The 21767-nt window shown below is 36.9% G+C and carries 14 protein-coding genes and 2 tRNA genes; 12 read left to right on the top strand and 4 right to left on the bottom strand.

All coding sequences use genetic code 11. The features are described from left to right. Nucleotides 1–164: 164 nt before the first annotated feature. From AAEO57_RS13265 to AAEO57_RS13245, 5 genes are all read left to right on the top strand, one after another. Nucleotides 165–797 (top strand): hypothetical protein, encoded by a 633-nt coding sequence (locus AAEO57_RS13265; protein WP_341693380.1) that lies wholly within the window; start codon nucleotides 165–167, stop codon nucleotides 795–797. Further along, nucleotides 794–2419: a hypothetical protein gene (locus AAEO57_RS13260; RefSeq protein WP_341693378.1), complete on the top strand. Its 1626-nt coding sequence runs from the start codon at nucleotides 794–796 to the stop codon at nucleotides 2417–2419. Before AAEO57_RS13265 ends, AAEO57_RS13260 begins: the two co-directional genes overlap by 4 nt. A gap of 50 nt (nucleotides 2420–2469) precedes the next feature. Then, the gene (locus AAEO57_RS13255) at nucleotides 2470–2643 is read left to right on the top strand and encodes a hypothetical protein (RefSeq protein WP_341693376.1); all 174 of its coding nucleotides are present in this window, start codon (nucleotides 2470–2472) and stop codon (nucleotides 2641–2643) included. A gap of 121 nt (nucleotides 2644–2764) precedes the next feature. Beyond that, nucleotides 2765–3508 carry a ferritin-like domain-containing protein gene (locus tag AAEO57_RS13250; protein ID WP_341693374.1) on the top strand — a complete coding sequence of 248 codons (744 nt, stop codon included), beginning with the start codon at nucleotides 2765–2767 and terminating at the stop codon, nucleotides 3506–3508. A 24-nt stretch (nucleotides 3509–3532) separates the two neighbouring features. After that, nucleotides 3533–4345, top strand: coding sequence for a ferritin-like domain-containing protein (locus AAEO57_RS13245; protein ID WP_341693372.1), 813 nt, complete (start codon nucleotides 3533–3535; stop codon nucleotides 4343–4345). A gap of 536 nt (nucleotides 4346–4881) precedes the next feature. Here AAEO57_RS13245 and AAEO57_RS13240 read toward each other — a convergent pair. From AAEO57_RS13240 to AAEO57_RS13230, 3 genes are all read right to left on the bottom strand, one after another. Continuing rightward, nucleotides 4882–5550 carry a transposase gene (locus AAEO57_RS13240; RefSeq protein WP_341693370.1) on the bottom strand — a complete coding sequence of 223 codons (669 nt, stop codon included), beginning with the start codon at nucleotides 5548–5550 and terminating at the stop codon, nucleotides 4882–4884. A 225-nt stretch (nucleotides 5551–5775) separates the two neighbouring features. Beyond that, a tRNA-Tyr gene (locus AAEO57_RS13235) sits at nucleotides 5776–5856 on the bottom strand. A gap of 77 nt (nucleotides 5857–5933) precedes the next feature. Then, nucleotides 5934–6011 (bottom strand) — tRNA-Val (locus tag AAEO57_RS13230). Nucleotides 6012–6277: 266 nt separating this feature from the next. On the opposite strand from AAEO57_RS13230, the gene AAEO57_RS13225 reads away from it, so the two are divergent. The 6 genes from AAEO57_RS13225 (at nucleotide 6278) to pheT (ending at nucleotide 17626) form a co-directional block, all read left to right on the top strand. Next, the gene (locus AAEO57_RS13225) at nucleotides 6278–8068 is read left to right on the top strand and encodes an ABC transporter ATP-binding protein (protein WP_341693368.1); all 1791 of its coding nucleotides are present in this window, start codon (nucleotides 6278–6280) and stop codon (nucleotides 8066–8068) included. 505 nt (nucleotides 8069–8573) lie between these two features. Further along, nucleotides 8574–9632, top strand: a complete 1059-nt coding sequence (locus tag AAEO57_RS13220; RefSeq protein ID WP_341693366.1) for an efflux RND transporter periplasmic adaptor subunit — start codon at nucleotides 8574–8576, stop codon at nucleotides 9630–9632. 72 nt (nucleotides 9633–9704) lie between these two features. Further along, nucleotides 9705–12803: an efflux RND transporter permease subunit gene (locus AAEO57_RS13215; RefSeq protein ID WP_341693365.1), complete on the top strand. Its 3099-nt coding sequence runs from the start codon at nucleotides 9705–9707 to the stop codon at nucleotides 12801–12803. Nucleotides 12804–12862: 59 nt separating this feature from the next. Then, complete coding sequence (locus AAEO57_RS13210) at nucleotides 12863–14173, top strand: TolC family protein (RefSeq protein WP_341693363.1); 1311 nt, start codon at nucleotides 12863–12865, stop codon at nucleotides 14171–14173. Between the two features lie 27 nt (nucleotides 14174–14200). Continuing rightward, complete coding sequence (locus tag AAEO57_RS13205) at nucleotides 14201–15064, top strand: bestrophin family protein (RefSeq protein WP_341693361.1); 864 nt, start codon at nucleotides 14201–14203, stop codon at nucleotides 15062–15064. A 141-nt stretch (nucleotides 15065–15205) separates the two neighbouring features. Then, on the top strand, nucleotides 15206–17626 hold the full coding sequence (gene pheT, locus AAEO57_RS13200; protein WP_341693360.1) for a phenylalanine--tRNA ligase subunit beta: 2421 nt from the start codon (nucleotides 15206–15208) through the stop codon (nucleotides 17624–17626). A gap of 63 nt (nucleotides 17627–17689) precedes the next feature. Here pheT and AAEO57_RS13195 read toward each other — a convergent pair whose 3' ends face one another. After that, on the bottom strand, nucleotides 17690–18571 hold the full coding sequence (locus tag AAEO57_RS13195; protein WP_341693358.1) for a DUF808 domain-containing protein: 882 nt from the start codon (nucleotides 18569–18571) through the stop codon (nucleotides 17690–17692). Nucleotides 18572–19127: 556 nt separating this feature from the next. Between AAEO57_RS13195 and AAEO57_RS13190 the strand changes: the two genes are divergently transcribed. Then, a complete protein-coding gene (locus AAEO57_RS13190; RefSeq protein WP_341693355.1) occupies nucleotides 19128–21740 on the top strand; it encodes a T9SS type A sorting domain-containing protein in 2613 nt (870 codons plus the stop codon). Nucleotides 21741–21767 lie beyond the last annotated feature (27 nt).

Below are 21767 nucleotides of genomic sequence, written 5' to 3'. Positions count from 1 at the left end.
TTTCTGAAGGCTCAAAGATAAAGCCATCTGCATTAAATAGTGTGAATTTCAAAGATAAAAAAATATCCGTAAAATATCCCTTTGTCAGATAGTATATCCAAATCAGGAATAGTTTATCCTTTTGAAAGAATAGAACTTCGTTCGTGAATCGTAAGCTACTCACTATGAAAAATAATAAAAACAGTAAGAGAGAAAAAAGGCTCATAATAACGCCTGAACAGGCAAAGACCGCATTGAATATGTTTTTGCAGCATCCGGAAAAAATGAAACTCGAAAAAGGAATTGCAGCACTGCTCGAAAAACTCAAAAATCCCGGTGTCAATAGAATATTCGACAACTATCCCGACCTTTTACAGCAATACGACTTAGAAGAACTGCTTTCAGGCAATCTGGAAATCCCTGATACTAACAAACAGGACGTCAAAACAGCAGGAATTCTTTCGTGCCTGCAGGTACTAATATACTTTTGTTATGACCTAAAAGAAAACCCAAATCCGGCTCATCATCAGTTTGATAGTCTTCGGTATATTTTAAAATCGATCACCGCCTCAGAGTTCATAAACGAATTGCTCCTTATAGTGATCACAGTCACAGGAGTAGACTATTATAAAAAGTATCGGCAAAAAATACAGCACTTCAATTTTGAAACACAAAACGCCATATTGCTGGAGAGTGACCCTGAACTGCAGGAACACTTTGACCTGATGGTTTGGTTTGCAATGACCAGGCTGTTTACAGAATCAGTATATGTCTATTTCAACGATCCAGACCAAAATCATAAAACCACAACAGCATGAAAACAGCAGCAAAACTTTCATTCCCAAAACTCCAAAACGAATATATAGCAAACATTCTGCGCCAGTTGGTCAGTCAGCACAGCATCGTTCAGGTCTTTTTTACCGGAGAGCCTTCGCCCCTGTTTTCACAACTCATCATCCATACCGAAAAAAATACCTCTGTCCAGGAGCTTCGGCAGAGCAAATGGGTAGCCAAAATGAAAACCCAGTATCAGATCAATGTGTGTTTTATCTATTCTTCAAAACTGCATCGTCAGTATGCTTTAGGAGCGCCTTTCACAGCGTTTTACTGCCGTCCGTCTGCTGTGATCTATCAAAATAAAGAATTAGAAGAGGCTATTTTCAGTACAGGAGAATGGAAAAAATACAAGAAGAAGTTGAATGCTTATCAAAACAATTTTTACCACGATCACGAACTTCAGAAATGGCAGATTAAAAACCTCATGGCAGAAGGCGCCTCAAACAGTGTTTTTACCTCCTATGCCAGACTGCTGGAACATGACATCGAATGTTTAGAAGGACTCTATACCGGAAACATTTGCAACACCCTAAGCCTCGACGAAAGAATCCGGAACCTGACCGCATGCATTCCCGAAATTCAAAAATACTTCGTCCAAACCAACCGGAACCAATATTTCCTGACAGCCCTTTTTGAAAAAGCAAAACAAGCAGCCTCAGAGAATGATGCAATCTACAAAGACGAAATGTATCAGGCAGTGGAAACCACCGAACAAAATCTCCTTCGCCTGATCACAGAACGCTTTGCCGAATTAAAAAAAAGAATCAAAAAAGAATCATCCAAAAAACAAGAGCTTCCCCCTCAAATCGATAAGAAACCAAAAGACAGCATACTTGACACCGCCGTCGAAAATATTCTAAATTCGGTAGAAGTCGAGCAAATTTACGCTTATCATCAAATCACCTGGGGCGAAAAAACAACCTATTACCTGCTGCTTATTGCCGATACCGTTGGCAACGAAAAAATAAGAGCCCTAACCCACTCCCTCAAAAGCAAAATGGGCGACCAATACGATTTTGTACTGTTAAGTCACAGCCGTTACTGGATCCAGAAAAATCTGTATCAGTATCAGCATTTCTTTTCCGATATTATTCAGGAGCAGAACCTCATCTGGTCATCTGCCCCGTACCATCCAGAGTTGCATTGGGAAGTACCCTTCGAACCCTCTCACGCCGATTTGTATTTTCACTATAAAGCAGCCAAAAATGTGGCTTTACAGTTTTTTACAATAGCCGGCAATCCCAAACAAAACTACCAGGGTTTAGACTACCTGTTTGCATTGTTTTTTCTGTCGTTTTGCAGAACCTATATTTTCGTCAAAACATATTACCTGCCCCATTACCTGTCCGCTCAGTGCTTATGGCAGCTGTGCAGCTACGCAGGCCCCGGCATAAGAAAATACCATTACCTGCTCGAACAATTCCCGACAGACATTTTTCTTTATACAGACAAACACATGACCCTCCACCACAGGCTGTCAAAACTAGACAAAGAACAGGTAGTCCAAATGAACCTCATCGTCGAAAAACTAATCTTCGAATTACACCATCTGGTCATTGAAGACAAATTAATATACTTTGAAAAAGACGAAGAAGAGGAATAAACTTCAAAGCAAAGCAGAACAATTGTCACCCTGAGCGGAGTCGAAGGCTTATGAAAACAAAAAGCCTACGATACCGTATCATAAATCAAACCAAACAAGCTACAATTGTCATCCTGAGCGGAGTCGAAGGCTTATGGAAACAAAAATCCCTCGATATCAAAATCCTGAATACAAACACAATCATCCAGTTATCTAAAAAAATTATTCATCATTTACTCCTTTAAAAACGGACCTTTTTAAAAATTAAAAGAAAATTCTTAAAGAATAAGTCAATATTCAAAAACCGCACATCATAAAATTTCGTTAATACTAAAATACATGTTATTAACCGATAAAAACTTTATTATGAAAAACGAAGTTAAAATTCAGGAAGTCAACCCAATCCTGGACAGCAGAAGGAGCTTCCTTAAGCTCAGCGGACTTACAATGGTTACCGCAGGTTTGGTTTTGGCTGGCTGCAGCGACAACGATAATGACGATATGCAGGATAATTCCCTGCCTGGAATAAAAAATGGAATATTTGATTTAGGTTCCGGAGATTTTGGAGTCCTAACCTATGCCTATGCCCTCGAACAATTGGAAGCTGACTTTTATACCAAAGTCGTAAACTCCTCCAATTTCAACACCACATTTAATGCCACAGAACGTGAGGTATTAACAGATTTGTATCATCACGAAGTGGTTCACAGAGATTTCTTTAAAGCAGCTTTGACTCTTGCACTTCCTGATCCGGGCACACAATTACTTCCTTCCTTAGCTTTTAACTACGGCTCATTAAATTTCAACAGCCGAAATGAAGTCCTTGCGACTGCAAAGGCACTTGAAGATACCGGTGTGGCGGCGTACAATGGAGCAGGGAAACTTATCAAAAGTGCCGATTATCTCCTGTTGGCAGGTAAAATTGTTTCTGTTGAAGCCAGACACGCTTCGGCAATTAGAAGCTTAATCAATCCAAATTCTAAGGATTTTGCAGGTGATGATATTGTAAGCGCTTCTACAGGTTTAGATGCAGCTTCTAACCCTTCCAAAATTCTTCCGGTTGCCGGAGGATTTATCACCACAAAATTTACTGCAAAATATTTGCCTTAATGCTAACCGTTAAAACTAGAAATTATGAATATTTTAAAATTTATAGAATCCTTCACAGATGATAATGCAATGAGAACCACCACCTCCCGAAGAGACAGTTTCTCACAATTTGGAAATATCGGTAAAAATCTGGCGTTCGCTTCAATTCCGTTTGGTCTGTCGGCACTTGCCAGTAAGGCAATGGCTAAAGATATAACCGCGACTCCTGCAACTCCAATCGGGGCACTTCAGTTTGCCCTTACATTAGAATACCTTGAAAATGAATTTTATGCTATGGCCTTAGATCATGGAGTAATTCCGGCATCTGAAAACGGCGGACGTGATTTAAAAGTCTTTCAGCAGATTGCGGATCATGAGGCAGATCACGTCAAATTTTTAATAGCGGGTCTGGGCGGAACAGCCAGCGCAAACTTTGTTCCAAAACCTACCTTTGACTTTACTGTCGGCGGGGCATTTGATCCCTTTAATGACTATCCGACATTTCTCGCATTGGCACAAGCTTTTGAAGATACCGGAGTAAGAGCATACAAAGGCCAGGCAGCCAATTTAATTACAACACCTGATTTACTAACTGCTGCATTACAAATCCATTCCGTAGAAGCCAGACACGCCTCTGAAGTCAGAAGACTTCGCGGTCTCAAGGGATGGATTTCTAACGCAGAAAGAGGAGCCGGCATGCCTCCGGCAACACAGGCCGTTTATGACGGAGAGGGCGTAACGATACAGGCCGGATTCAATACCGCTACGGCCTTTGGAGCAGCAGCAGGATCAGAAGCTTATGATGAACCCTTAACAACACAACAGGTAGTAGACATCGCCAATATATTTATTGTTTAATAAAAACTAATCATCTTATAAAACCATCTTTGCTGACAAAGTAGAGATGGTTTTTTATATAAATAAACAAGGTGAAAAATAATTTTAGAGCCAGCTTACACCTTTTTCATCCTGAAAAATTTTGGATGGGTCAGAATTATAATAAAAAATTTAACCATGAAAAAACAGCTGTATAGTAAGTTTAGGATTAAGAATTACAGGTGTATAGCTAAAACAGGATTTATTTAATAATCTGTATAGTTATTTTAGGACGGGTCACCCAAATCAAGCTCATTTGCAATCAGAGAACTTGAAGAAGCGATGGAAGAATTATAATAAAAAATTTAACCATGAAAAAACAGTTGTATAGTAAGTTTAGGATTAAGAATTATAGTTGTATAGCTAAAACAGGATTTATTTAATAATCTGTATAGTTATTTTAGGACGGGTCACACTATATAGCAAAGCCATAGATAAAGCATGGATAAAGCATAGATAGTGCATGGATAATGCATGAAAACCAACACCCGTTTTCAAATATAAAAAAGAACACTTACTCATTTCTTATGGTTTAATTTATCATTTTCCCACACAGTCGGATTTTGTATAATATAATCCGCTATTCTTTGATATTCAAAATCATTTCTGACAATGTGGTCGTGATAATTCGGTTGAAAAAAATGATTTTGTTTGTTGTATTTTGGTATTGGTAAATGATGTTCGTCAATATAATCGTCAATTTTGGTATTTACCCCCGATTTAAATCCCGCAATAAATGATGATATGGATTTGGGTAATCGGACGGGGCGATTCGGTTTTATTGATTGCCATTGTAGAACCGCACGGCCGTGCGGTTCTACGTCGTACCCGTACGGTTGTACGTTATCCCCCTGCGATTCCACATTGTGGCCGTGCGATTGTACGTTATCAATCAAATCGTTTGATTCATTGCCGGGATGACATATTTCCACAATCATATGCAAATGGTTGGGCATAATAATATATGCGTGCAAAAACAATTCATTGCGAATTTCAAATGATTTCAAAAATTCATTCTCTACAATTTTACCCATTTCGGATAATTTAATTTCCCCGGCGATAATATCACCCAAAATACATTCCCTGTTTTGGGTAACAATGGTAAGAAAATATAAAGCGTTTGAAGAATAATCCCAATTGCGTAATCGGTGTGAACCTATTTTATATTTATTCCTGAATTTATCCATTTCAAAAGATAGTCTGTGAAAATAAATAAATTATATAAATCCTACAATCATTTATCTTACAAATCCTGATTGAAGTACTATATTAATGGATTAGTTGAGAGTTTGGGATTCAGTAAAAAGATTAGAGAATCTGAGAAAATATTAATCCATAAACAATAAACCCATGAGTTTAGGGAATAAAAAAACTCCAAAATCGCAAGACTTTGGAGTTTTGGGTAATTTTTGTGGGGAGAGCAGGATTCGAACCTGCGAAGTTCACACAGCAGATTTACAGTCTGCCCTCGTTGGCCGCTTGAGTATCTCCCCAAATTCGAATGTCAATCTAAAATTCATCGACACTCGGAAAATCGTAAAAAAAACTCCTTAATTTCTTAAGGAGTTTTTGGTGGGCGATGAGGGGTTCGAACCCCCGACCCCCTCGGTGTAAACGAGGTGCTCTGAACCAGCTGAGCTAATCGCCCTATTTTATTAGGCTGCTATCATTTCGTGATTGCGAGTGCAAATATACACCTAGATTTTGTATTTGCAAGTCTTTTTTATGAAAAATATCAAATAAAATTTTCAAATAGCTTTAGAGCACTATTTTTCAGCTTCTTAAAAACCAAATAAAATCGGGTCTTATCTTAGCGTTTAGTTAAAAAACGAAATCCCGAAAGCTAATTTTAATTATTCCTTTTGTATTCACTTGCTATAGTCATACATTTGCATACCTTAATTGTATACTCAAATGGCAAGATATCAGGAAAATGATTTACCAAAAGCTAAATTAGACGCTAACTCCCTTCAAAAAGCAATCCGAATTTTTAAATATGCTAAAAACCACAAATGGAAATTCTTCCTGGGTTTAGTTTTTTTACTCTTAACCAGTGCCACTGCCCTCGCCTTTCCGAAATTAATGGGAATGCTGGTAGACTGTGTGACCAATAAAAATCTTGACAAAGCAAACGAAATTGCCATAGCTCTTATGGGAATTCTGGTTTTACAGGCGGTTTTCTCCTTTTTCAGAATTTCTCTTTTTGTCAATTTTACGGAGAATTCATTATCAAATATTCGTTTTGCGTTGTATGAAAATCTGGTAAAACTTCCAATGTCTTTTTATGCTCAAAAACGTGTTGGGGAATTAAACAGCCGAATCAGCGCTGATATTTCACAATTGCAGGACACTTTTACCACCACAATTGCTGAGTTTTTGCGTCAGTTTATTTTAATTATTGGCGGATTTATCATCTTAGGAAGCATCAGCCCGAAATTAACTTTGATGATGCTCGCCATCGTTCCGGTTGTAGCCGTAGCTGCGGTTATCTTCGGAAGGTTTATTCGTAAATACGGAAAAAAAACGCAGGACAAAGTAGCCGAAAGTCAGGTCATTGTAGAAGAAACCTTGCAGGGAATCAGCAATGTAAAAGCGTTTGCTAACGAATGGTACGAAATTCAGCGTTATAAAAACAAAATCAGAGAAATTGTAAAAATCGCGATCAAAGGCGGTCAGTACAGAGGATATTTCGCTTCCTTCATTATTTTATGCCTTTTCGGATGTGTGGTTGCCGTAGTATGGTACGGAATTACCTTAACGATAAAAGGTGAAGTTGAAGGCGTGGGTGATCTGATTTCGTTTGTACTGTATACCACTTTTATTGGTGCTTCTTTTGGCGGTATTGCCGAAATGTATGCTCAGATTCAAAAAGCGGTGGGTGCTACAGAACGTGTTTTTGAATTACTGGAAGAAACACCTGAAGCCATCAATGCAAACCCGAAAGCCCTTCCTGTAGAAAAAATAAAAGGAAACGTAGCTTTCAAAAATGTGGCTTTCAGTTACCCGTCAAGAAAAGAAATTCAGGTATTAAAAGAGGTTAATTTTAATGCCGAATTTGGTCAGAAGATTGCACTTGTCGGTCCGAGTGGCGCTGGAAAATCGACTATTTCTTCGTTACTATTACGTTTTTACGATATTACTTCAGGAGAAATTTTAGTGGATGGAAAAAGCATTTACGACTACGATCTTGAAAATCTTCGCGGTAATATGAGTATCGTTCCTCAGGATGTGATTTTATTTGGCGGAACCATCCGTGAAAATATCGCCTACGGAAAACCGGACGCTTCAGATGAAGAAATAATGCTGGCTGCAAAACAGGCCAATGCATTGAATTTTATAGAAGGTTTCCCTGAAAAATTCGAAACACTGGTGGGAGAACGCGGTGTGAAATTATCAGGAGGGCAACGTCAGCGTATTGCAATTGCAAGAGCTTTATTAAAAAATCCGAGTATTTTAATTTTGGACGAAGCAACATCTTCTTTAGATAGTGAAAGCGAAAAACTGGTTCAGGAAGCTTTAGAAGTTTTGATGGAAGGCAGAACAAGCATTATTATTGCACATCGCCTTTCGACGATTAGAAATGCTGATAAAATCTTAGTTTTAGATAACGGAAAAATCACCGAGGAAGGAACGCATCAGGAACTCATTAATCTTGAAAACGGTATTTATAAAAACCTGAGTAATCTTCAGTTTAGCAATTCTTAACAAGTTTTGAAAATCGATAATTTAAATGCAATAAGACTATAATGTTTTATTGCATTTTTTTTAAGCTTGTCTGATATTGGTTTAATAAAGATATTGTCCGGCTGAGCGGAGTCGAAGCCCTTTCGAATAGACAAGCCTTCGACTAATTTTATCCTGAGCGAAGCCTAATAAACTCAGGATAAAGCTTGTACAAAAGAGATATTGGGTAGAATAACTCATTGTAGTTTTACCCCTAAAGTCCTAGCCCTGATCGTAACGGCATCCTGTTGTTGCGGGGTTCGCAACAACAGATATAGTGGAGAGCAGGATGAGCTCCTGAAAATTATTATAAAAAAAGAACATTTAGATTAAACCTTTTTTCAAAACAGCTGTCTAACCTTGTCAGGCTTAAAAACAGTTGTACATACAAGTGTTAAATAACCATTAAGCCCTTTTGTATTCGCACCAAAAAGCTAATTTTGTGCAGTTACTAATTCAATACCTAAAACATTTTTACCTTAATTTTATGAAAGTAAAAAACCTGATTTACGCCCTTATCATTATAGTACTCGGAGGTTTTATCGCTTACCGCGTGATGTCCAACAAAAAGAAAAACGAAGAATCTAAAAAATTCGGCGATAAAGACAAACCGACTGCTGTAACCGGAATTGTGGTTAACACTTCAACTTTTGACAACAACTTATCGTTATCAGGATCTATTGAAGCCAATGAACAGGTTGAAATTCACAGCGAAATTTCAGGAATTGTGGAAGGGATTTACTTTAGCGAGGGAACTTATGTAAACAAAGGTCAGGTACTTTTTAAGGTAAATGATATTGAATTGAGAGCTCAGCTGAGACAGGCTCAGACCAAAGAAGGCCTGGCAGGCGAAAATCAAAGAAGAGCTAAATTATTGTTACAAAAAGAAGCTATAAGTCAGGAAGAATTTGATGTTGCCAATGCAGATTACGCTTCCGCGAAAGCACAGACACAATTGATAAGCGCACAGATTGCCAAAACTTCTGTAAAAGCACCTTTTTCAGGAAAAATCGGTTTACGTTCTATTTCACCGGGAACTTATATTACGCCAACGGTTTTAGTAGCAAAACTGGTCAATACGGGCAAATTAAAAATCACATTCTCTATACCCGAAAAATATGCTGCTCAGGTAACTTCGGGTTCTGTTATTGATTTTTCTGTTTCAGGATCAGACAAAGTGTATAAAGCAAAAATATACGCAATCGAACCGGAAGTAGAAGTGGCAACACGTACTTTAAAAATCCGTGCCATTGCGGAAAACAGTGACGGAAAACTTTTTCCGGGAACCTTTGCCGATGTAAAACTGCCTTTAAACATCATTAAAGACGCAATCGTGATTCCATCAGAAGCTATTGTACCGATTCAGGATGGTAAAAAAGTATACATTGCCAATATGGGCAAAGCCAAAGAAATTAAAGTAGAAGCAGCCACCAGAACCGATGCTTCTGTTTTAATTCTATCAGGGTTAAAAGCAGGCGACACTTTGATAACAAGTGGTGTAATGTCTTTAAAAGACGAAGCTCCGATAAAAGTTAAAGTAAAATAAGTCTTAAAGTCTAAAGTCATAAAGTCTAAAGTTTTGAAATTTAATTTTAGAGACTTAAAATCATAAAACAAAATGAGTTTATCAACTACAAGTATAAAAAGACCTGTTTTAACCATTGTACTGAATCTTTTAATTATTTTATTCGGTTTTATTGGTTATACCTTTTTGGGCGTTCGTGAATTTCCTTCGATAGATCCGGCACAGGTTTCTATTCGTACCAATTATACCGGAGCCAATTCGGATATCATTGAATCACAAATTACCGAACCTCTGGAAAAAGCCGTAAATGCTATTGACGGAATCCGAAATATTACGTCATCCAGTAATCAGGGTAGCAGTAATATTACCATCGAATTTAACTTAGACAAAAACCTTGAAGAAGCGGCAAATGATGTTCGTGACAAGGTTTCGCAGGCTGTTCGGAATTTACCTCAGGATATTGATGCGCCACCGGTAGTATCCAAAGCTGATGCCGATAGTGAATCTATTATTTCGATGACAGTTCAGAGTGATACCCGAAGCTCACTGGAATTGAGTGATTATGCAGAGAATGTAATTTCGCAGCGTTTAGAAACCATTCCGGGCGTAAGTGGCGTTCAGATTTGGGGACAAAAACGGTACGCCATGCGTTTATGGATTGATCCGGTAAAATTAACGGCTTACAAATGTACCGTAGCCGATGTTCGTAATGCCTTAAATGCACAAAATGTCGAATTGCCTTCAGGTAAACTGACCGGAGACAATACCGAACTAACCGTAAAAACAATCGGAAATCTTTCTAAGCCGGAAGAATTCAATAACATTATCATTCGTACAGAGGGCGATAAAATTATCCGTCTGAGCGATGTTGGAGGCGCAGAATTAGGACCTGAAAATATCGAAACACAATTAACATCCTCCGGGCTTCCCATGATTGGTCTGGCTATTGTGCCAATGCCAGGAGCCAATTATTTAGATATCTCCTCCGAATTTTATAAAAAATACGAAGCCCTGAAAAAGGATTTACCGAAAGATATCAAACTAAATATTGCACTGGACAATACACTGTTTGTAAAGAAATCGGTATTGGAAGTTGCTGAAACTTTAGGAATTTCTATTCTGCTTGTAATCATCATTATTTACTTGTTTTTCAGAGACTGGGCAATTGCCTTCAGACCTTTAATTGATATACCTGTTTCCCTGATTGCTACATTTTTTATCATGTGGATGCTCGGGTTTTCCATAAATGTATTAACCCTTTTGGCTATTGTTCTGGCAACAGGTCTGGTAGTGGATGACGGGATTGTAGTTACCGAAAATATCTTCAAAAAAGTAGAAGAGGGAATGTCGCCGATTGAAGCAGCTATAAAAGGTTCTAACGAAATTTTCTATGCTGTAATTTCGATATCTGTAACCCTGGCAGCCGTATTTTTACCGGTAATTTTTCTGGAAGGTTTCGTAGGACGTCTTTTTAGGGAATTCGGCGTTGTCATTGGCTCGGCGGTATTGATTTCTGCTTTTGTATCGTTGACTTTAACACCAATGCTGAACGCTTATTTAATGAAAGGCGGCGAACAGAAAAAATCAAAATTCTACATGAAGACGGAGCCGTTTTTCGAAAAAATGAACAGCACGTATGCAGAAAGTCTTTCTAAATTTATGGATAGAAAATGGATCAGTTTTCCAATCCTGATTGCCTGCTTCGGAATCATTTATCTGTTTTTTACCATCCTTCCAAAAGAAACAGCTCCTTTAGACGACCGTAGTTCTGTGGTAATGCGTATGACAACTCCTGAAGGGTCATCTTATGAATATACGGACCGTTTTATGCAGGAGATTTCAAAATTGGTAGACGATTCTATTCCGGAGAAAAAAGTGAGTCTGGTGATTACCTCACCGGGATTTGGTTCTTCATCTGTAAACAGTGGTTTTATCAGGCTTTCGCTAAAGCAACCCGACGAAAGAGTTCGTTCTCAAAAAGAGATTGCGGATAAATTAACCAAATGGACCAAGCAATATCCGGATGCTAAAACATCTGTCATTCAACAGCCTACCATTGCGGTTAACAGACGTGGCGGTTTGCCGATTCAATACATTGTACAGGCAACAACTTTTGAAAAATTAAGAGAGAAAATCCCTGTTTTCATGGAGGAAGTCGGTAAAAGTGATGTGTTCTCCATTAGTGATGTGAATCTAAAATTCAATAAACCTGAAATCAACGTAAGTATCGATCGTGAAAAAGCGGAGAGTTTAGGGATTTCTATTATGGATATTGCCCAGACTTTGCAGCTTTCTTTAAGCGGACAGCGTTTTGGATATTTCATTAAAAACGGAAAACAATATCAGGTAATTGGTCAGTTTAATCAGGAAGACCGTTCGAAACCGCTTGATTTGACTTCTATTTTTGTAAAAAACAAAAACGGGGAATTAATTCAGATGGATAATGTGGTAAAAATTGAAGAGCAAAGTAATCCGCCTCAGTTGTACCATAATAACCGATACATGTCTGCAACAGTTTCTGCTGGTTTGGCACCCGGAAAAAGCATCAGCGATGGTATTGAGGAAATGGACCGAATTAAAGCGAAAGTTTTAGATCAGAGTTTCACCACTGATTTGAGTGGAGAATCACGAGATTTTGTCGAAAGTAGCTCCAATACTTCATTCGCCTTCGGATTAGCATTGTTGTTGATTTTCTTAATTCTGGCAGCTCAGTTCGAAAGTTTTATTGATCCGTTAATTATCATTTTAACCGTGCCAATGGCGGTTGCCGGAGCTTTATTCTCTTTATGGCTTTTCAATCAGACGTGGAATATTTTCAGCCAGATCGGTACCGTAATGTTGATTGGACTCGTAACCAAAAACGGTATTTTAATTGTCGAATTTGCCAATCAGTTGCGTGAACAGGGCAAACCAAAATTGGAAGCTATTTTAGAAGCTTCAGAAGCACGTTTACGACCTATTTTAATGACGAGTTTAGCCATCGCATTGGGAGCTTTGCCAATTGCAATGTCACTTGGAGCGGCTTCTACGAGCAGAATCGGGATGGGGGTTGTTATTGTAGGAGGAACTATTTTCTCTTTGGCATTAACGCTTTTTGTGATTCCGGCGATTTACCTGATGTGGTCGAAAGCCCGAAAACATTATCCGGAATTTGATCATATTGACGAATACGAAAAAGAAAGTATAAAATAGCGCTGAAAATCATGAATTTTAAACTTTAGAATTCCTGATTTCTGCAAAAGAAAACAAATATGAATAGTAGAAATTTATACAGCATTTTAATAATCCTCTTATTCTGTATTGGCAAAACCAATGCACAGGAAGTCCTGACTATTGAAGAGGCGATGAAAATAGCTTTAGAAAATAATTTTGAAATTAAAATTGCTAAAAACAATTCCAAAATATCTGAAACCAATGTAACGATCGGAAATGCAGGCATGCTCCCAAGTCTTACAGCCTCGGTTACAGACAACAACAGTGTTCAAAATTCATCACAGACACGTCAGGACGGGACATCTGTTTCTTTGGATAATGCCAAAAACAATAGTTTAAATTACGGCGTTAGTCTTGGCTGGACGGTTTTTGACGGAATGAAAATGTTTGCCCGATTAGACCAGCTGAAAGAACTTCAAAAATTAGGCGATTCAGAATTAAAAAGAACCATTTTGATCAAAATTGGTCAGGTGAATTCGGCTTACTTTGACCTGGTACAGCAGCAACAGCAATTGTCTGCGCTGGATACCACAATTGTGATTTCTACCAAAAGATTAGAATTAGCACAAAACCGTTTTAGTATTGGAAAAGCCTCAAAATTAGAAGTATTAAACGCTCAGGTAGATTTGAACACAGATCAGGTTACTTTATTAAGACAAAAAGAATCCTACGCAAATGCTAAAATTTTACTGAACCAGTATCTGGCACGTGATCCGAAAACCGACTTTACCGTGACCGATTCGGTTACAGTTGACAATACTTTGGTTTTGGCAGATTTGATGGATCTGGCACAAAAACAAAACCCTGCCTTAGAAGCCCAGATCATCAACAAACGAATTGCCGAATTACAGTTGAAACAAGTCAAAGCAGATCGATATCCTGTGGTAAACCTGACTTCGGGTTACAATTTTGCAGAAAGCCAGTCCAGCTTAGGATTTACCAGCCAAACCTCGTCAAGGGGTTTAAATTATGGTTTTAATGCGACACTCAACATTTTCGATGGTTTTAATCAGCATCGAAATGAAAAAGTAGCTAAACTGGAAATCGAAAACTCTCAAATTGCTATTGAACAGCAAAATATGATTTTAAATACGCAATTAAGCACTGCTTTTCAGACGTATTTAACCAATCTGGAGTTAATTAATCTGGAAGAAAACAATGAAGCAATTGCCCGACAAAACATGCAGATTACTTTAGATAAATTCAAAATTGGAACCATTACAACACTTGATTTCAGAACTGCACAGCTCAATTATGTCAATGCAAAAGTACGTTACAGCAATGCACAATATCAGGCAAAATTATCTGAAATTGCATTAAAAGAATTAGCAGGAAATATTAGTTTTTAGCTTAATTTTGCTGAAAAATATTTTTAAATGACTTCATACAATCCAAAAGACTGGTTTAGTTTTATTTTTCATTTTAGCAAAGCTGACACATTTCGAAAGTTAATTCCTGTAATGATTATTATTGGAATTTACAGTGCCGGAATCGCTTATCTGGAAATTGAATACTGGAAATTAACTGAAGACAGCCATGTCAAAAACATTTCTGTAATGCACGGTATGCTTGGTTTTGTAATATCATTATTATTGGCATACAGAACCAACACCGCCTATGACCGCTGGTGGGAAGGACGTAAAATGTGGGGAAGTTTAGTCAATAGCAGCCGTAACTTTGCTTTAAAACTTTCAGTTATTTTAACAGAAGAAAAAGACAAAGTTTTTTTTAGAAAAATGATTCCGGGATATGCTTCCATTTTAAATAAACATTTAAAAGATGAAGAAACTGGAAAACAGCTTTTTGACGACGTTGATTTAGAAATTGATCATCACAAACACAGACCGAATCAGATTGCAAAAATTATTTTTCAAAAAATTCAGGATCTTTATTCAACAAACAAGATTTCGGGAGATCAACTTATTACGCTGAATAATGAGCTAACTTCTTTTACAGATATTTGTGGTGCCTGCGAAAGAATAAAAAACACTCCTATACCCTATTCTTACAGTGCTTTTATCAAAAAATTCATTTTTATATACGTACTTACCCTTCCTTTTGGCTATGTTTTTACATTAGGCTATTTCGTAATTCCGGTTGTGGTTTTTATTTTTTATGTATTAGCCAGTTTAGAATTAATTGCAGAAGAGATCGAAGACCCGTTTGGTACTGATGCCAATGATTTACCAACTCAAAAGATAGCAGAAAACATCAAAAGACATGTGGAGGAGTTGATCTGAATCTAATTTATCACTTTAAAATTTTAGTTTATTGCCCTTTATAATTTTGATTAAGGAATTTTAGAAAACAAAAAAAATAGTTTCAAACTCCCGCAATCAATCCTTATATTTGTAACCTTATTCAAGAATACTGAAATCAACATGAAAATATCTTACAACTGGTTAAAACAATTCATTAAAACAGACTGGACATCAGAGCAAACTTCAGAATTACTTACAGATTTAGGTCTGGAAGTTGAAGTTGTCGAAAAATACCAATCAGTAAAAGGGGGCCTGGAAGGAGTTGTTGTAGGACATGTACTTACCTGCGAAAAACATCCTGATGCAGACCGGTTAAAAGTAACAACCTTAGATATTGGTTTAGAAAATCCTATTCAGGTAGTCTGCGGGGCTTCAAATGTTGCGGCTGGTCAAAAAGTACCTGTTGCTACTATTGGAACAATTTTATATGATAAAGAAGGAGGAGAATTTACTATTAAAAAAGGTAAAATTCGTGGTCAGGAAAGCCACGGAATGATTTGTGCTGAAGACGAATTAGGTCTCGGAACAGGTCATGACGGTATTATGGTTTTAGATGCTGAATTAGTATCGGGAACTCCTGCTTCAGAAGTTTTTAAAATAGTAAATGATGAAGTTTTCGAAATTGGGTTAACCCCAAATCGTGCTGATGCCATGAGTCATTTTGGTACAGCACGCGATTTAAGAGCCGGAATGCTGCAGCGTGGTATAAACGTAGAATTGATTACGCCTTCTGTAAGCAATTTCAGAGTTGACATGCGTACTTTAAAAATTGACGTAAGCGTAGAAGAACCAACCCTTGCACCAAGATATTGCGGGGTTACTATTTCAGGTATTACAGTAGAAGAATCTCCAACATGGCTAAAAGACCGCTTAAAAGCGATAGGTTTAACGCCTAAAAATAATATCGTAGACGTTACTAATTATGTTTTACATGAATTAGGGCAGCCTCTGCATGCTTTTGATGCAGCCAAAATCAACGGAAAAATAATTGTAAAAACTCTTCCGGAAGGCACAAAGTTTACAACTTTGGATGATGTTGAAAGAACATTACATAAAGAAGACCTGATGATTTGTGACGAAAAAGGACCACTTTGCATCGCAGGGGTTTTCGGCGGAAAAAAATCCGGAGTTTCAGAAGGAACTACTTCTATATTTTTAGAAAGTGCTTATTTTGATGCCGTAAGCGTTCGTAAAACAGCCAAAAGACATCAGTTAAACACCGATGCTTCTTTTAGATTTGAAAGAGGTATTGACCCTACTATCACAGAATATGCACTAAAACGTGCAGCACTTTTAATTCAGGAAGTAGCTGGCGGAAAAGTAACTTCTGATGTAATTGAAGTGTATCCTAAAAAAGTAGAAGATTTTTCTGTTCTGCTAAATTTTAGCCATGTATCTAAAATCATCGGACAGGAAATCCCGAAAGACACTATTAAAAAAATATTGGTTTCACTGGATATCAAAGTAAACAGTGTTTCTGATTCAGGTTTAGGATTAACAATTCCGGCATATCGTGTGGATGTTCAGCGTGAAATTGATGTTATCGAAGAAATCCTGAGAGTATATGGATATAACAACATTGAGTTTTCTAAAAAATTCAATGCAACTGTTTCTAATTCGCCAAGAACCGAAGATTATAAAGTACAAAATGTAATTGCATCACAATTAAACTCGCAAGGTTTTCATGAAATGATGGCAAATTCTTTAACTACGGCTGCTTACGCAAGATTATCTGCCGACTTAAAAGAAGAACACAATGTAACAATGTTGAATCCTTTGAGCAGTGATTTAGCAACGATGCGCCAATCATTATTATTTTCAGGTTTAGAAGCGATTTCATACAACATTAACAGAAAAAATTCTGATTTGAAATTATTCGAATTCGGGAAAACATATCATAAATATCTTAACGGATACGAAGAGCACAAACATCTTACGTTGTTTATTACAGGAAACAGAAACAAAGAAAGCTGGACAAATCCTCAAAAAACAACTGATTTCTTTTTATTGAAAGGATATGTAACAGCTATTTTAAATCGTTTAGGAATAGACAAAATTTCAAATGTTCCGTCTAAGTCAGATGTATTTTCTGAAGCAACTTCAAAAGTTTACAACAATGAGGTTCTAGTTGAAATTGGAGTAGTAAAAAAATCCATTTTGAAACACTTCGGAATCAAACAAGACGTTTATTACGCTGATTTTAACTGGGATTTGATTTTAAAAATAATCACCGGAAAAATAAAATACACCGAGATCCCTAAATATCCTGAAGTTCGCAGGGATTTAGCATTATTAATTGATCAAAACACAACATACGAAAGTATTTACACGCTGGCCAAACAGACAGAAAAAGTACTTTTAAAAGAAGTGAATCTGTTTGATGTGTATGAGGGCAAAAATCTTCCGGATGGCAAAAAATCGTATGCCTTGAGTTTCACAATCCAGGACAACACCAAAACGCTAACCGATAGCCAGATTGATAAAATCATGTCTAAACTACAGCAGACTTTCGAAACAGAACTCGGAGCAGCTTTAAGATAATTCCATAAAAAAACACCAGTAATTGCTGGTGTTTTTCTTTTTATATGATGGGTGTTTTATGCTTTATGCTTTCTTTCCAAAAATCTTTTTAAACAGATTAACCAACACTAAAACAACAAAACCTAAAACAAGTCCGGTTACAAATTCTTTTAGTATAGAAGGAAGTTTAATTCCCTCTGCTAAATGATGAAAATACGGGATGTAATGTACAAAGATCCCGCCCGCCACTAAAATCAAGGCAATTGTACCAATAACAGTTAAACTTTTAATCACCAATGGAAGTGCTTTTACAAGTATATTACCGATAAATTTTGAAATACTTTTTTCGTTTTTACTAAACTTGATAAGTTTATAACCTGCTTCATCCATTCTGACGATAAGAGCTACAATTCCGTATACACCAATAGTAGCAATTAAGGCGATTATTGAAGTTACTACGATTTGCTGTACTAAAGGCTCTTCAATTACAGTACCCAAAGCTATAATTACAATTTCTACAGACAATATAAAATCGGTTACAATAGCTGATTTTATTTTACCTTTTTCAAGTTCTAGAATTTGTTCTTCAGTTAAAGCCTCTTCTGTTATTCCTTCAGATTCTTCATGATGATGTGGAAAAATAAATTCGTATATCTTTTCAGCACCTTCATAAGCCAGAAAAAGTCCGCCAAGTACTAAAACTACGATAATTGCAATGGGAAGAAAGGCACTTAAAAGAAATGCAATCGGCAAAATAATTATTTTATTAAGAAGCGAACCTTTACTTATCGCCCACAAAACCGGAAGCTCTCTTGATGAAGCAAACCCCGAAGCTTTCTCAGCATTTACTGCTAAGTCATCACCTAAAATTCCTGCTGTTTTCTTTGCTGCAACCTTACTCATTACTGCAACGTCGTCCATAATTGCTGCTATATCGTCTAATAGTACGAAAAAACCTGATGCCATTATATTTTGCTTTTTTTAATGTTAGTGGTGCGAATCTACTACTTTTTATCCTAATCTTTTTAACGGAACAGGGATTAATTTCAACTGCACTGACCTAACAAAAACCACAGAATTATAAAAACGATTATGGTACCAAAGCACCCTCCTCCTAATTTTTTTGCCCCATATCCGGCCAGCAATCCTCTAAATATATTGTTCATAATATTCTAAATTTATTTATAAGGTAAATTTCAGAAGTTAATAATCATTTTACTTACAAAACTTTTAAAATAACTTACAGGATTCACGGATCATAAATCTTGAAAATTCCATCCGGAATTTTAAACAATCTTTTTTCATTCTTCAGACCAATACTGGTTAACTTTTACTAACTATTAGGTAATTAAGTCCATATTAAGAGAACAAAATACACCTAACTTGCTTTATCAAAGAAGGTTAAAAATTAACAAGGCATTTTAAAGAGCTTTTTTGCAATAAACAAAAAGAAATTTAGAATACTTATTAATGTAGTACTAAACATTTTATTTCAAAAAATTAACATCCAAAATTTTACACAATGAAAGAAAAAAAACTACTTCATTTTTTACCATTTCTATTTTTTAGCACCTTAATGCTACTTGTAGGAAAATCAAATGCACAAGTCAATTTAGCACTGTTGAATTCAACAAAAGTTAAGACATCCCACGTATCTCCCTGGGAAAGCCTTAATGCTGTTAATGATGGTTTTGCACCAATTAGTTCTGACGACAGAACCAACCCCGTTTATGGAAACTGGGATGGAGATGCCGCTTACAATACTTATAATTGGATTGAATACGAATGGGATTTTGCACATGAAATAAATTCTGCCGGAGTTTATTGGTTTACAGATTATGGCGGTATCGGACAGCCTACAGATGCGTACATTCAATATTGGGATGGGATTAATTGGGTTAACGGCGGCGCTATCGGACTGGCACTAAATCAGTTTAATACCATCCAAAATTTAAACTTTAAATCTCGAAAATTAAGAATTTACATGAAAAGCGCTACCGCAACAGGTATAATTGAATTTCAGGTATTTGGTATTGAGACTACTGCTTGTGATGCGAGTGAATTAGCCTCCAGTGTCATCGTAAACAACGGGCAAGAAAAAAACATCAATTATGCGGTTGTTTCTTCAGGGGAAAGTGTACAGTTTAAAGCAGCTGTCCCAAATAATGAAACCGGAGCCAAAATGAAATGGACCGGCCCAAATAATTTTGAATCTTTAGACCAAAATATAACTTTATCAGATATACAGGAAGTCAATTCAGGAACTTATACCTTTTTGTATGTTAACAGCTGTGGTACCGAAAGTTCTGTAGATTTTTACCTGACCGTTAAAGGAGCAGATGGTGATTTTACTTCCTGGCCTTCTTATGGCACTGCTCTTCATTACGATTTTAAAAGTGACTATCCGAATTTTCCAAAACCCACCAAAAATCTGGAGGAAGATTATCCCGGATATAATGGCTGTAATGTGGCTAAGTCCAGAAACTATGGTTCATGGACCTTTGTTGCAGGACCAAATGCAAATCCTTTAGTTACAGATACTGCTGTAGATTTGATGCTAAAACGTTTAGATGATGATTTTACTTTTCTTAGAGATAATATGGGCTGGCCTCCGGACAAATTATATAGAGAAGGATATCGCAGTTCTGTATATTTATACGGTTCACAGTTATGTACCGATACTGCTTCAAATACAGATTTAGGAGGATGGCAAAGTGGTGTTGGAACTCCGGATGGACAAAGTTGGCCAATGGTGCTTTTGTCTTATTATCCGGTTGCCAGTTTTGATCCTGCCACTACTTTTCCGGATGCTAAATATCAAACCGGGGCTTGTGTACACGAAGGAATTCACGCTATATATGCATCATTACCAGGATGTAGAAATGCTGCATGGTTTCATGAAGGTTCAAACGTTTGGCTACAAACTGTTTTAGATATTAAAAAAACAGGCAGTGAAGACTATAGCAATGTTGATTTGGGATGGTTAAGCGCCGGTTCTGTTATAGCTCCTTTTATTCCAATCGAATGTTACAGCGGATGGCTTCAGGATGGAACTTTTGGAGGGCCTTCTGCAGAAGGCGTAGCCTCAGGAGTTCAGGATGGAAACGGAAATAATTTAATATTAACCCGAAATGTTATTGGAGGTGTTCAATATAGTTCTGTTTTCCCAACCTTTTTAGGGGAAATTGTAGGGGAAAAAAGTTTACCATGGATATGGAATTATTGCGAAGGACGCGTACTGGAAGGTATTGCCAATGGCAATGAAACAGTTAATGGTATCGGAGATGCCAAAACCCGTAAAATGATTCAGGAATACAGAGCCAGATTAGCATTAGCAGATTTTGGAAAATTCGAAAAACCAATTTTAAGCTTGTATCGAAATAATATGGGACTTGAAGTAAAGTCTGAGCAGCCTGCTGTAATAAATGTAGAAAAATGGAATGCTACTCCTTATGCAGTAACAACTTTAGATGAAAATGATTTTTTAATTCCTGAAGAAAAAACGCTTCCTGGATGGTCGGGAGCTAATTTCATACCCATTCATGTACAAGGAAATCAGGCAACTGTATTTTTTCAGCCTTTAGGTAAAAACATGTCTTTACAGTTATGCTATCGTACCAAAGAAGGAAAAACCATTTATTCGCAGCCCGTATATGCCGGAGACTGTACAATCACTTTTACAGAAGGAGTGCCGGCAAACGGTGTTGTATTTGCTGTAGTTTGTAATTCAGATTATATTTTTCAGGGAGAATCTACCCGTACCGCTAAGTTCAATTATAAAATTAAACTGGGAGACGGAGCTGTGAGTACGGCTAGTGTAAACAAAAACTGGTGGGACTGGAAAGCTACAATTTCTGAAAATCTTTCTGTTGTTGATAATTCAGGTTCTGCTTCCAATTTTATTATTTATCCAAACCCAACAAACATTTCTTCTTTGATTAATATTAAATTACCAAATACATCTTCTGATTCTTTCGGTTTAAAAATAACCAATATTCAGGGCCAAATCATATTCGAAAAAGAAAATTACAATCCGGAAGAGCCATATTACACAGGAGGTTTATCCCAAGGTATCTATTTTGTAACTGTAGAATCCCAAAATTTCAAACAAACAAAAAAGATTATTGTGAAATAAAAATCATTCCTAAATAACATTAATTTT

Source organism: Flavobacterium calami (genome assembly GCF_038290035.1).
Classification (GTDB): Bacteria; Bacteroidota; Bacteroidia; order Flavobacteriales; family Flavobacteriaceae; genus Flavobacterium; species Flavobacterium calami.
Note: the sequence above shows the minus strand (reverse complement) of the source record. Positions and strands in the feature narration are given on the sequence as shown.